Here is a 13366-nt window from a genome sequence, read left to right as displayed (position 1 = left end):
AAGTAATGTTAAAAACACACATGAATGCAACCGAGAATCATTTGGTTTCTATCTCACAGATTCCTGCTAATGCTGGACATACATTACATAGAGGTACACCGAGAGAAGCGTTTATTAAAGAGTTTCTTTCCGGGCACTTAAGCTCTAATGTGGCAATTGGTTCAGGGGAAATTATAGATTCTAACTCTCAACCAAGAGTACAAAGAAATCAGTATGATATTGTCATCTATAAAAACAATTATCCAAAATTAGATTTTGGCGGTGGAGTTAATGGTTTTTTAATTGAGTCAGTAATTGCTACAATAGAAGTAAAATCATTATTAGACCAATCTGCAATTGACCAGTCGGTTAAGGCAGCTCACAACGCGAAAGTTTTAAACCCAAGCATAAATAAAAGTTTCAGCACTGGATGGGTGCCACCTAAAATTATAAATTATGTTGTGGCATATGATGGGCCAGCACAAATGAATACTGTGTATAACTGGATCTTAAATAGTCATCAAACGAATAGGATCCCGTTGCCATCATGGAATCAGCAAACGAAATATCAAACACCAGGTACAGCACTTGATGGTGTGGTTTTATTAAATAAAGGATTTATAAAGCTTGATAATACACCATTATCGTTAAACTCTTCTCAGCAATCAGGAACTCATATAGTTGTTGACAGTAATGATGGTAATCTATTAATGATGTTTTTGGCTTTACAGGAAGCGTGTGACAATATCCAAGGCGCTTGGTTGAATGCAGGACCATATGTAAGAAATGTCGGATTTAACAATGTAAGAATAATATAATATTATAACCACTTTTTGAAACTGCCTACAGCTATATATTATTACTCCGGAAAATACTATTGTAGGTAGTAAAATACTTACAGATCGTGAATAGAACGTCTGAACCAAGTAAAACCACCCAAGCACACAGGTAACTGATTTAGCGAATCTGATAATATAAAGATGTAGAAAAACAGATTCCAGCCCAGAGCCAAACCGCCTCAAATCCCGTTGCACCAGACCATCGGTCAGCCCGATTACAACACACAGGCAAATCAGTGGGAGCATGGCGGAAAGCCATACCAGGCGAAGCATAAAACTCACCAGCGTATAAGCCAGGGCGGTGAACGGTTTCTGCAGGAGCCTGTTGGCCATAAGTACGCGATTTCCCCCTTTTTCCAGCAGCACCAGAATTTCATTCCCCAGAGGGTGCGGCTGCAATGCAATAACCAGTTCCGCCCGCTCTTGGCTCATCACCTGAAAAACATGCCTGCTCCCCTCCTGTGGCCACCAGAAATACAGCCCAGCTAGCTCTAGTACGATCCGTAGAACCAGCGCTCTAATAACCAGCCCTATAAGTCGTCCGGCCAGCGATAGCAACCAGCCAATCGGTCCCTGTAGTGGGCGTGACGGAGGCGTTCGCTGCTCACTCATTCCACCTGCTCCTGCTGGCGCGCCTGCATCCAGGACGCCAGTTGCGCCACAGACTCCGGTAGTGGGCTGTGCTTATCTGCTACGGGCAGTGGCAGACGAATTTTCCACAGCTGTCCGCCTTCGAGCAGAGCAAATGCCTGTCCTTTGGGAAGCTGGATCAGCGCGGCAGTATCGACAGCGGTACATTGCGGTTCGTCACCTGTTCGCGGGTGTTGCTGGTAAAGCTGTTGATGCCGCCCGGTGTGTCGGTGACGCCGGAACTCACCTGGCGGCTGCGCACTTCGACCTGTGGCAGTTGCTTTGTCAGCAGTTCGGCGGTGGCGGTTTCGCGCACCCGCAGCATAATCAGATTGTTGAAGTTACCTACCACCTGGCCTGCCTTCGGCGCGCTGCCGATGCGGGCCTGAATATCACTCAGCGTCTGCGTGTAGGCAGTGACCTGAATACCTGCGCCGCCGCCCTTGTTGACCAGCGGAATAAACTCCTCGCCCATCAGTTCATTAAACTCATCGCAATGCAGGTTGATAGGCGGCGGTTTTTCACTGTTGCCGGGCAGTCCATCATTCAGACCAAACTTGTAGAGATGTCCGGCGACGCTCACCAGGTCAGCAAACATTGAGTTGCCGACGGCGGCAGCGACCACCGCATCGGAGAGCGCGTCCAGCCCGACATAGACTACCGCCTTCTGGCGGATCGCCTGCTGCCAGTCGAGGATCGGTCGCTCGTCGTCCAGATCGTGATAGTCCGGGGCGAGCAGGGCGGCAAGCGTGCCGGTGGTCAGCTTTTCCAGCAGCGGCAGCAGCGAGGCGACAATCTTGTCGAAGTAGGTTTTGTCATAGCGCACCGCCGAGAGCAGCCCGTCTAGGATCGGATCGTATAATTTCTCCGCATTGAGATACTGCTCCAGCGCAACCACGTGAGGATCGCGGCCCAGCATATGGCGCGGCATATTCCGGTCATTAAGCTGCTCCGCTAGCTGCGCCACCACTTCCCACGCCCGCGCGTTGTGGCGCGGCAGCACGATGCGGGCATAGTCGATAAACAGGGCGTCGATATTGACGACGTGGCGGGAAATTAACTGATAGTCAGGGCGCTGACCGAGCGCCACCAGGGCGCGGGCGATAATGTTGACGAAGCGCCAGGCGAACTCGCGAAAGGCCGCCGAGTTGCCTTCGCCGGAAAGCTGTCCGGTGAGGCGCGACGCCACCTCCGAGATACGGCCAAAGCGCCCGATGGCGTTGTAGCGGGCGGAGATTTCCGGATATGCCAGATGTAACAGGATAAAGCGGTCGCCGCGTCCGGCGCGCTGCGCCTCTGTCCACAGACGCTTCAGCAGATCGGCGTCGCCTTTTGGATCGAAAACGATCACCACCTCGCCACGGCGGATGTCCTGAGTGGCAAGCAGTTCCGCCAGCCGGGTTTTGCCGACGCGGGTGGTGCCAAGCACCAGCGTGTGGCCGGGGCGTTCACTGAGCGGCAGGGTGACGTCGCACTCTTTCAGTTCCACCCCATGCAACCACGGATTGCCGCCGACGGGCGGCAGCGGGCGTACCGGGTTCAGCCAGCGATCGGCGCTGAGCAGGCGGGCAAGGCCGGGCAGAGTATGTTCGCTGCGTTTTTCGATGTGCCTTGCCAGACGGTAGCACCATCCGGGGCGCAGCCTGTGTGCGGCTTCCGGTTGCAGGCAGTCGTACAGACGCTGGGTGTGGATTGGCAGCCAGCGAAAGCCTTTACCGAGAAACAGCCTCTGGCTGCTGACCGGGATTTTCCGGCTGGTCAGCGCGTAGCGCGGCAGGCGCAGGAGGTTGCGGTGGTAGCGTACGATTTGCCATCCCTGCCAGCCTCGTCGCAGGGCCAGCAGAATCAGGGCGCAGGCCATCAGGCGGGCCTGCCACGGCGTCAGCATCAGCAGTGGGGCCTGCGTCAGGCAGATTAATGCGCCACAGCCTGCGGTGACGGTGCTGTAAAACTCCACGGGTGGGCGCAGCAGCGCTTCCAGCGCGTAGCGGCTCATGGCGGTGCGGCCTGTTGCAGATGGTGGCTGACCAGCTTGCGGTAGCGTGCAGCGGGCGCGCCGCCCGCAGGGCGGTGATAGCGGGCGGCAGCATTGAGCCAGCTTCCGGGACGTTCATCGTAGCGCTTACGCAGCAGTTGCGCGGTGAGCGACAGGTTTTGCAGGGGATACAGGGCATCGCAGGGAGAGTCAAAATATGCCTGGTGCCAGCCGATATTTATTTGCCCGAGCCCCACGTCAATACGCTTTGTGCTGGTGTGGCGGATGGCGGCCAGCAGCGCCTGACAGGCCTGCTCCCGGCTGGCGTAGCGGTAGCCGGTCCCGGCGATATTGAGCGTCCACGGCCACGGGAGATGTTTGCCACTCAGGTTCGCCCCGCTTTCGGTCTGTGTGACGGCCCACAGCAGTTCCGGCGGCACGCGGAAATGCTCTGCGGCGCGCAGGTACGCTTCCGGCAGCGGCTGCGCCAGCGCCAGGCAGGGCAGCAGCAGGATCAGGGCAGGACCTCGCGCCATTGCTCCCCCTTACGCTCCAGCGCCACCGGGATTTTGCTCTGGCCCAACAGCAGCCAGCGGCCCGCGTCATGGTTAAGCGTGATGCTGTGTTCACTCACCAGTTTTGCGTCAATGCCATGCGCCATCGCCCAGCGGCGCACCCGGTTATCATCGCCTTCGCTTCCGACGAGCCAGATATCCAGTGGGCGCTGTTGTGCCAGCAGGGTACGCAGCAGGCTGTCGCAGGGAGGGCAGTCCTCCTGGACGAACAGCGAAACGCGGGAAGTGCTGGCGGAGGTGGTTTTCAGCGGCGTCAGGCCCGGATACAGACGCTGCCAGGCTGCGTCATACGCGCGCTGGAAAGCGAGTTCTTTCTCCAGCCGCCGGTATTCCTGCCTGACCAGCAGTTCGGCGAAGCGCTGGCGTTCATGATCGCTTTCAGCCTCCACGCCCAGGGTGGTCAGCGGTCTGAGAGTGGAGCCCGCGTTCTGGCCGGTCTGCACCTCAAGCGGTTGCGCCCACGCGCTGGCGGTGAACAGTAACAGGAGAATCAGGCGTTTCATCGCTTACTCCGGCATCTTCAGCGTCAGCTGGCGTTTGCCGTGACGGAATATGGCCCGGCGCTCATCAATCCGCTCCAGTCGCCAGCCGTGCCACTGTTCTTCCCTGCGCAGCCATACCACCTGATGGAGGTAAACAGCATCCGGCGGCACTATCACCGCCAGGCGGATATCACCGTGCTGTAGGGTCCCGGCGAGAAAAAACGGGGCCGTTAATGGCCCCAAAGGGCGGAGAGACACGGGATGACGGTAAGCCACCGTCGGGGGGAGGGAATTGTCACTGGCAAAACAAATTTCGCGACGGTTTTCGTCGGTGGTCATCCGCCATGCCGGGCCCGCCAGGAGTTGCAGGGCGGCCTTCAGGCGCAGCGGACCGGTGTTGTACTGGCACGGGAGGCCATAAAGCTGCGCCCGGCGCGCATCGGCGAGACACAAGGACCAGCCGCTGTCGCGCAGCAGGTACTGCAGCGCTTCCCCGACCGTCGGATGAAAACCTGGCGGAACGGACAGGGTGGTAAGCTGCTCCAGAAGTGGCTGTTGCGGTGACGTGTTGACCAGCAGATAGCGGTCGTAGCGAACGACTTCTGGCGTTGCAGGGGAGGCGGCGGCCACGCCGTTGAAAATAAACAGGAGCAGAGCTGTCAGCAGTCGTTTCATCGCATCCTCCACTGTGCTTTTACAGGAGCGTGCAGGATGGGAGGGGAAGGGACTACCGACAATTGTTTTATGTTTTTTTAAATTAGGTGATTGTTGTTAAAATAGTAAAGTAAATAAGCGAATAATAATAGCTTTAAGATTTGGCTACCTTTCATTTTTTTTGTAGAATCATATTGTGTAACTTCCTTATTAAAAATAAATGATTTAGTTTTGAGTTTAATTATATCTTAGTGGGGCAATGTTATTTATATAATTGGTTGGTTTTTTATTTACCTACTGTTGCGGATTTTTTATTTTATGCTCTATAAGGTTTGATATATTCGAGGTAAATCACTTTTTAGCGTGGAGGATTGCTTTAAAATAACCTATAAATATTAGAAGGGTAAAGGTCATGAGTAAGGTTTACGATGTTAATAGAATCATTAATATAGCCAAGGATACCAATGAGTTTTGTTGTTTCTTTGGTGAATATATAAAAAGAAAAGATGTCAATGTTAATATGGCTCTGGATGTTTTAAGAATATCTTCTATTTATTTAAATAGATACTCATTTCAGATCGAGGAAGAATATAATAATACGTTTAAATTATGCGTTAATGGATTGATGAATGTGTTTCCTGAATATATTGATTTAATATCTGAATTTGAACGCCAATGTAAAATAATGCATGATGTCAATAACGCTTTCTTTAAGTCTGCGAAATGTAATAATATTTGGCGTAAAGATATTAAGAGAACACACTCATTAACACTTAATCTTATCCTGTTTTGTGAAATGTTTTTATCTTCACTATCATCACTAATAACGGTAAAAGATATAAACAAAGTAAAGAAAAATTTCCCCTTGTTTATTATCTCTGAAAATATAGATATTAATGCTGAACCTGATATTGAGTATTTCAGAACGTTGAATAGAGCATTTGATGAGGTGGCGACTTATTCTGGGAGAATATTCTCTCATTTACGTACTAATGAACCCTTAAAATTAAATTGTCGTATAGATAAAGAAACTCTGCTTTCAATGAGAAAATATCTTGATGAATGGAATGTTTTTGACTCATTAAGTAGGGTAAGTGACTTTTTTAGATTGAGTAATGCGGAATTTACTAAAAAAGATAATGATACATATTCTCTTGATGTCAATGGTTCTTGTTTATATCAGGACTATGAAATTGCCCGAAATAGATTGATGATGAGAGAATCTAATTTATATAGTGAGATGCACACTTCAAGCAAAAAAGGTCTTAAATTAAGGCAATGGGCTAAGAACCGTATGCCTTCTTATTTAAATCCTGAAGGTATTTATAGCTCACATCATTTAAGTGAGTTAGAAAATATGTCACCTGACGATCTACATGAAGAATATGGTAATGTATCACTATATAATTGGGTACATGCTTATCAATGTTTAGTTGAGTTATCCAAAGAAGAGTTGAGGAAAAGATTTTCCTCCAAAAAACCTATACCATTACAGGTAGACAGATGGCTGATAATAAAGAGTCGTGAAAATTGGTTATCTTTTTTTAAACGGAAAGGTATGGCGGAGGATGTGGCGAAAAAAGTTATTGGTTATTTTACTTTTAATTCAAAGTCACATGATCTTAATGATTGTCCATTCATTCCCTGTGTAGATGGATTATGCTTAATGCCAGCATTAATAGCACATAGTTCTGCTACACGTTCTTTAATGTCGTTATTTGGATCAAAAAAAATCTCTCAGGCAGGTAAGGGGCGATTCCATGAACAGCAATTTTTAAGACAGGTTCGTGCAGCTGGGATTAAAGCATCTCCCATTGAAACACATGCTAATTTTCAGTGTGATTGCGTAATGCTTATTGATGATCATTTGATTTTTACAGAGCTTAAATCAAATGGGCAGCCGATTTATTATGGCAAGTATTATCAACAATTGTGTAATATTATTGGAGATAGTTCATTAATTTATGATGGTAATAATAAATTATTGCGGTCTTATATTGAACAAATCGACAGAATTTCAACACACTATCTTAACCATCTTGATATCATTATTAATGAGTTCAATCTCCCGGTAGATTGGCAACCGAAAGGTGTTCATAAAATTATTGTCACAACAACTATGCTTGGAGGGAAATATCATTCCGATAATGTGTTTGTTGTCGATAAATATTCGTTATCTAGTTTTCTTCAACGTGTGCCAGGGGTGATTTTCCAAAACAATGAAGAAGGAGATAGAATAAAAAATATTATTGATGGTTATGAGCATTGCACAGGGGAGATAACAATTGAAAAATTTCTTAACTATCTTTATTGTTTGCCTAGTGTAAGCGCAGTGCGTAAAAACATTAAAAAATTAACCTATAGTGTTCGGTTTGATGAAACACTCATTTATCATCCTTATTATGATTCTTGGGCTTTTGGTCCATATATTCGTAAAGAAGATGAGCAGATTAACTAGTTTATATAGTTACAAATTAAGCATTATTTGTATCTGAAAAATGGTGCCCGGTTACGGGCGTAAAATCAGTTCAGTAAGGAAATCTTTACCCCATCAGCTTCAGCATGGCGGCGATGGAGATGTAAATAGACCCATTTTAGTTCCAGGCATTTTTTGAGATCCCGGCCAGATAGACTTTTTTATAACAGCTTTATAAATTAAACAAATCTGCCATAGAGACAGATTTGTTTAATTTATAATTAGAGGTTTGCAACGTTATGATATACTTTTTGCACATCATCATCATCTTCAAGGGCATCAACAAGTCCTTCAAAGATTTCTAAATCTTCTGGTGAAAGTTCAACTTCTGATTGAGCAATCATTTCTAATTCTGTTGTTGAAAATTCAGTAATTCCAGCTGCTTTTAGCGCTGCGATTCCTTTATGCAGGTCTGTAGCTTCAGTATAAATAACGATGTTTCCTTCTTCTTCGGTTACATCACGAACATCAACTTCAGCATCAAGCAAAATTTCGAAAATATGGTCAGGGTCTGTTCCTTTAAATACAATCACTCCAGTATTGTCAAACATATAGCTGACAGCACCTGCCGCTCCGATATTCCCGCCTTTTTTATTAAAAATTGTGCGGATATTAGCAATCGTACGGTTAACATTAGACGTCAACGTTTCAGCGATAACCATTGAACCATTGGGTCCAAAGCCTTCATAACGCCCTTGCACGAACGTTTCATCTCCGCCACCTTTGGCTTTATCAATGGCTTTATCAATAACATGTTTTGGAACCTGTGCTTGTTTCGCACGTTCAATAACGAATTTTAAAGCTGAGTTTGATTCCGGGTCTGGTTCACCTTGTTTAGCCGCAGCATAGATTTCTACACCAAATTTTGCATATACTTTAGACGTTGCACCGTCTTTAGCCGTTTTTTTAGCAACAATATTTGCCCATTTACGTCCCACTGGAAACATCTCCTCAAAGAATTATTTACATTAATGGCAGGTTAATAACCTGCATGTTTTTCTGCCGTATTATATCATAATATATAAATTCTCGTCTATGAGAAATAAAAAGTTCCAGCTTTTACGGAGGATTACTTTGATTTTAACAATGGCTAATATGGTGGGTAAGTCATTTTTTAATTTTCTTCTGGTTCTTTTTTTATTTTTAATAATTGAATCGCAGCAATAACGTCTTATTGATGGTGGTTTCGCTCATCAGGTGAGGTGGAACGCTTGCACGTCTTGCGACATATTGTGGCAGAAACTTAATGGCGAAATTAAGAGCCTATCCCATTAGGGCTATTTTACTTGCCATTTTGGACCTGGGCAGTGCTCAAAATCCTCACGTACTACGTGTACGCTCCGGTTTTTGCGCGCTGTCCGTGTCCAAACTGGCTGCGCCAATAACGCCTGGTGGGATAGTCTCTAAGACGATATATTCCCGCCTTGAGCCGTGTTAATTTGTTGCATACTTTTAAACGGAGGTATACCTCTTGTAGGGTATACCTCCTGCTTTACGTTATCGCGCGATTAACGCAAATACGCCCCAGCCAAAGTATTCTCGCGTCCAGGTGACGTGACGTTTGGGGGCTACCGTCAGTTCTGTTCGAACCTCCTGCGCAAACTCATCGTCAGGGTTTTCCTCCAGCCAGCGGCGCATGGTCATCCACTTCGCGGCTTCATATCTGTCCCAGCCTTGCGGGTCCGCCAGCACCATTTCCACTACGTCATAGCCAAGTTGGTCAAAAAAGGCGACCAACTCGGGCAGGGGACGAAAATCGGCGACGGATGAGACGCCACAGGCGTGGGCGATCTCTTCCGTTGCGGGGATCCGACGCCAGTACGGTTCACCGATGAGAATGATCCCGCCAGGTTTGAGGCTTTTGGCCAGCAGATCTATTGTCCCCGCGACACCGCCCGCAATCCAGGTAGCGCCTACGCAGGCCGCCACGTCATATTTTTCCTCGTCGATATAACCGGCCGCGTCGTTATGAATAAAATGTACGTATTCACTGACGCCGAGCTCTTCTGCACGTTGTTTTGCCTGTGTGGTGAAGAGCGGGCTTATGTCAATGCCAGTACCTGTAACACCGTAATCGCGAGCCCAGGTGCAGAGCATCTCACCCGAGCCGCTACCGAGATCGAGAATCCGCGTGCCTGGCTTCATGCGTAACGCATGGCCCAGCGTGGCGTACTTTTCCGCTGTAAACGGATTATGGATACGGTGTTCGCTTTCGCTAATGGTAAAAATACGTGGGATATCCATTGGGTTATTCCTTTTACTGAGGGCGATTCCCTCAGCGGGAGGGGCTTTTTCAGCCAGCAGCGCAAACAGCTTGCCTGCAAAAGTCTCGCCGACCGGCCAGGTGTGACTGTCCGGGCGCTGCAACACAGTGAAGCCAGCATCACCAAGCAGGCTGATATATTCATCATCGCGCCAGGCCTTCATTTGACTGCCGAAACGGGTGGTACAGCCGTTTTCCGCTATCGCCCAGAACTGCGTTGAGCTGGTTTGGGCCTCTTCATCCCAGGCATTTTCCGTTAACAGCAGATGAGGCACGGCAAGAAACAGGCCGTGCGGACAACGCTGCCAGCCTGGCTGCGCCATGCCCTGGCGTTTAACTTCATCGAAGGTATGCACTTCAACAAGCAGTTTGCCATCCGGTTTCAACCACTGCGCGCAATGACTGATAAGGCTTTGCGCATCCGCAGCGCTAAAGACATTCAGTTCCCCAAACGTCATCATAATGAAATCAAAAGGTTCCGTGGGGTGGTATGTACGAATATCCTGCTGAATGTAGTCAATATTCAGGTTTGCGGCTTGCGCCTGCTGGCGAGCCCATGTGATGGATGCCGGAGAGAAATCTACGCCTGTGCAGTGAAACCCACGCTCCGCTAACAGGCGGGTATAAAAACCGGGTCCACAGCCGAGATCCAGAATGCGGGCGCCAGCGGGTAACTGACGGGTAATCCATGTTACCTGTTGCTCAATCACGGTTAGCCGGCGGCTGGCCCAGTCGTGGTCCTGCGACAGATGATTTTCCAGCATGCGTTGGCTGAAGGCTGGCTCGTCCCAGGGGATTTTGCCTTCATCGGGTAATAGCCGAATGTGATGCGTTGCAGAAATAACGGCGCTGATATCCATCATCATCTCCTTAGCGATTATCAGGCTGGGCGCGAACGCTGTTCAGCCCGGTTGTATTAATGCGGTAGGGCTGACCGTTAACGGATTTGATCAGCTTTTTGGTTTTGAGTTTTTTGAATACAGCGAGCGTGCAATCGGCGAGCAACAACCCTTCGCGGCTATAGCACTCAACGGCGGTGACGCGGCCTGACGCATCGCGGATGTGCGTAATGCGTCCGCCTTTGGCGAGAACGTGTAAGGTACGTTGTTCCTGACGGGATAAATTCATACTGAAGAACCTGTTTAATCATCATAGGCAAAACGTGCAAACACACTGCGGTGTCCGCATTCGATTTCGGCGCATTGATAATCAGTCCGGCCTGAAAAGGTCGGGGAACTGATTATCAGATGATGACATTCTCCAGCATCAAAGCCTCGGGTTGAGTTGAAAGGTATTTACGTCGTGAATGATAACACCTGATTTCTGTAAGTGAATAACCGGGAGTGAAAAGTGTGATCTCAAAGGGAGGCTCATGACGTTTAACGTATCAGATGAATAGCTCCCGCAATTACCATAATGAATATTGATTAAACTCATATACCCGATAATGACCGCTTTGATAGTCTCGACGTATCTTTTGGCCATTGACAGGGTTGTAGCGTTGGAAATCTTTTTTTAACCCGCTGAAAAATATCACTTAAATATTTTTCATACACAAACATTTATGGTCCGCTGAGTTCGGATCCGGTTTTGTATGGGTTAAAAAAGGTACGTTATGAAAGTCATATGGACTGTCACTCCTGTGGGGTATCAGCGCATAGCGAAACGTTGCCCTTCATGCAGCGTAAAACGGGACTTCACGCCTTCTGGGGCATTTCGGGTTAATTCGCAAAAGAAGGTACTCGATGTCTGGAGTATCTATAAATGCACACACTGCGATTACACCTGGAATATCTCCCTGTTCTCGCGCCTGCCAGTCAGCAAAATTAACCGCGATCTTTATGGCCGACTGATGGCGAATGATGCTGCCACGGTGCAATATTTTGCTTATGACAACGCGATCCTGAAGCGAAACAATGCTGAATTATCGGGGCAGCCTGATTTTCACATTCAGGAACGGTGGCTGGTCAGTATCGCCTCCCACAAGCAGGTCAGTGTTAGCGTCAGGATTTCCCGTTCTTTTCAGGTCAGCCTGCTGTCGATTTTGAAGAAGCAACTCCTGCTAAGCGCAGCCGAAATCAAGAGACGGATTGAAACAGGGCAAATAAGTGGCGTCACGATGAAAATGCTTAAATCACGAAAACTGAAGAATGCGAAATATGATTTGCAGCTCTCTGTTGAAACGCTGTATGACCGGCGAAGGATTGTTCTGACCCGTCGATAAAAACAATAAGCTCACCTTACGTTTAAGTGTGCTGGTATGGCAACGACGCAACGGAATGAAAGAAGGACTAAGGGACAGGTGAGCTTTAGTTGAATAACGCTTGTCTGTGGCATTCAGTGAAGACTGAATGCCATGGATAATCCAGATTTTCGCACCAGTGATGATCAGCAGAATGACAAAGGGCGATGGGATACAATTATCTGTAGAGTAAATAAATATTCACGCAACACCATTAAAAAATAAGAAAAAATGGCTCACTGTTGAGCTGATATTAATACCTGAACCACTTAATTAGAGTAATGTGGCGCTATTCATAGCGTATTTTTTTCTGTTGCGGTTACAGGAGGAGGAATGCACACCTTTAGACCATACTCACTAAGGCATAGCGATCTGTTATATGAAGATATTCCGTTAGAAATACGCGAGCAAATAATCTTATTGATTATTAATACGTTAGGGAATTGCTCCTCTTTTTATGATATGACATTATACTGCTATCATAATAGTCATTCTGACGAAGTTTATCGAAGAATATGTAAAACGTTGCGCAAAGAGTATGGCTTATTCACCTTATATGCGCATTCAACGTCATATCTGGATGAAATGAGTAATCTGTTATTAAAAACAGATGATAAAAGAAAGCATATTGATACCATTGAGCTTGCTTTTAACTATATAGATACCTACCTTCGGACCTATGAAGTTACGCTTGGGTTAGAACCGGATAAGGCGATTAGTGAATTAAATAATATATTTCATGAGCATGGTTTAAAATATCGATATGAAAATGGTAGGATTGTAAGGTTGCGCAGAATAAAACGGCTTAAAAACATATGTTATTATTTGTACTCCCCTGGAGAGTATGGCTTTGTCGAATATGATCTTATGGAAGCGTATAATCGCCTGATGCTTAATGATTTTGCCTGTGTCGTAAAGGAATGTCATGCAGTCTTCAGAAGCGTTCTTCTCAGAATTCATGAGAGAAAAGGTATCGCATATCATGAACAAGATAGTTTAAATACACTAATGGCTAATCTGATGGCGAGAGGCGTTATATCTGCTGAATATGCACATAAATTTCATTTTTTAAGTAACGTGCTGGAGTCAGAAATATTTCTGCCGATGGCGCCAGAAAAATCGCATCATCACTACGCAATGATGCTCCGTATCTCTGAAGAGTTGGCCTGTAGTATTTATTATCTTACTGAGCGGAGTATATTTTTTCTTACCCAGCGGGCTGAAGAAGATAGTGTCGCGCCATAATAACGA

10 protein-coding genes and 2 pseudogenes are annotated in these 13366 nt (G+C 47.1%); 4 read left to right on the top strand and 8 right to left on the bottom strand.

The features are described 5' to 3' along the window. The first annotated feature begins 5 nt into the window (after positions 1 to 5). On the top strand, positions 6 to 797 hold the full coding sequence (locus tag ACH0VJ_RS06805; RefSeq protein WP_024133357.1) for a DUF6602 domain-containing protein: 792 nt from the start codon (positions 6 to 8) through the stop codon (positions 795 to 797). 2 nt (positions 798 to 799) lie between these two features. Here ACH0VJ_RS06805 and ACH0VJ_RS06800 read toward each other — a convergent pair. The 5 genes and pseudogenes from ACH0VJ_RS06800 to ACH0VJ_RS06780 all read right to left on the bottom strand — a co-directional run bounded on the left by ACH0VJ_RS06800 (position 800) and on the right by ACH0VJ_RS06780 (position 5155). Further along, positions 800 to 1430, bottom strand: a pseudogene (locus ACH0VJ_RS06800) (DUF4400 domain-containing protein). Further along, positions 1427 to 3444, bottom strand: a pseudogene (gene traD, locus ACH0VJ_RS06795) (type IV conjugative transfer system coupling protein TraD). Before traD ends, ACH0VJ_RS06800 begins: the two co-directional pseudogenes overlap by 4 nt. After that, positions 3441 to 3959 carry a transglycosylase SLT domain-containing protein gene (locus ACH0VJ_RS06790; RefSeq protein ID WP_000090693.1) on the bottom strand — a complete coding sequence of 173 codons (519 nt, stop codon included), beginning with the start codon at positions 3957 to 3959 and terminating at the stop codon, positions 3441 to 3443. The pseudogene traD and the gene ACH0VJ_RS06790 overlap by 4 nt, the downstream one beginning before the upstream one ends. Continuing rightward, positions 3938 to 4501 carry a TIGR03759 family integrating conjugative element protein gene (locus ACH0VJ_RS06785; RefSeq protein ID WP_000825592.1) on the bottom strand — a complete coding sequence of 188 codons (564 nt, stop codon included), beginning with the start codon at positions 4499 to 4501 and terminating at the stop codon, positions 3938 to 3940. Before ACH0VJ_RS06785 ends, ACH0VJ_RS06790 begins: the two co-directional genes overlap by 22 nt. A gap of 3 nt (positions 4502 to 4504) precedes the next feature. Then, positions 4505 to 5155, bottom strand: a complete 651-nt coding sequence (locus ACH0VJ_RS06780) for a hypothetical protein (RefSeq protein WP_000826209.1) — start codon at positions 5153 to 5155, stop codon at positions 4505 to 4507. Positions 5156 to 5546: 391 nt separating this feature from the next. Here ACH0VJ_RS06780 and ACH0VJ_RS06775 point away from each other — a divergent pair, with 391 nt between their 5' ends. After that, on the top strand, positions 5547 to 7592 hold the full coding sequence (locus tag ACH0VJ_RS06775; protein ID WP_000049444.1) for a hypothetical protein: 2046 nt from the start codon (positions 5547 to 5549) through the stop codon (positions 7590 to 7592). Between the two features lie 239 nt (positions 7593 to 7831). On the opposite strand, the gene ACH0VJ_RS06770 is transcribed toward ACH0VJ_RS06775, so the two are convergent. The 3 genes from ACH0VJ_RS06770 to ACH0VJ_RS06760 all read right to left on the bottom strand — a co-directional run bounded on the left by ACH0VJ_RS06770 (position 7832) and on the right by ACH0VJ_RS06760 (position 11001). Further along, positions 7832 to 8548 (bottom strand): YebC/PmpR family DNA-binding transcriptional regulator, encoded by a 717-nt coding sequence (locus ACH0VJ_RS06770; RefSeq protein WP_000532939.1) that lies wholly within the window; start codon positions 8546 to 8548, stop codon positions 7832 to 7834. A gap of 559 nt (positions 8549 to 9107) precedes the next feature. Next, positions 9108 to 10739, bottom strand: coding sequence for a methyltransferase domain-containing protein (locus ACH0VJ_RS06765; protein ID WP_000979793.1), 1632 nt, complete (start codon positions 10737 to 10739; stop codon positions 9108 to 9110). A gap of 4 nt (positions 10740 to 10743) precedes the next feature. Further along, entirely contained in the window at positions 10744 to 11001 is a 258-nt protein-coding gene (locus ACH0VJ_RS06760; protein ID WP_001054381.1) for a YjhX family toxin, read from the bottom strand. Between the two features lie 487 nt (positions 11002 to 11488). Between ACH0VJ_RS06760 and ACH0VJ_RS06755 the strand changes: the two genes are divergently transcribed. Then, positions 11489 to 12097 (top strand): DUF1062 domain-containing protein, encoded by a 609-nt coding sequence (locus ACH0VJ_RS06755; protein ID WP_000864865.1) that lies wholly within the window; start codon positions 11489 to 11491, stop codon positions 12095 to 12097. 351 nt (positions 12098 to 12448) lie between these two features. Continuing rightward, positions 12449 to 13360 carry an STM4504/CBY_0614 family protein gene (locus ACH0VJ_RS06750; RefSeq protein ID WP_000556768.1) on the top strand — a complete coding sequence of 304 codons (912 nt, stop codon included), beginning with the start codon at positions 12449 to 12451 and terminating at the stop codon, positions 13358 to 13360. The last annotated feature ends 6 nt before the right edge of the window (positions 13361 to 13366 follow it).

Source organism: Salmonella sp. 2020_1459 (assembly GCF_043847915.1).
Classification (GTDB): Bacteria; Pseudomonadota; Gammaproteobacteria; order Enterobacterales; family Enterobacteriaceae; genus Salmonella; species Salmonella enterica.
The sequence above is the reverse complement of the archived record's forward strand: the minus strand, read 5'-3'. Positions and strand labels throughout refer to the sequence as shown.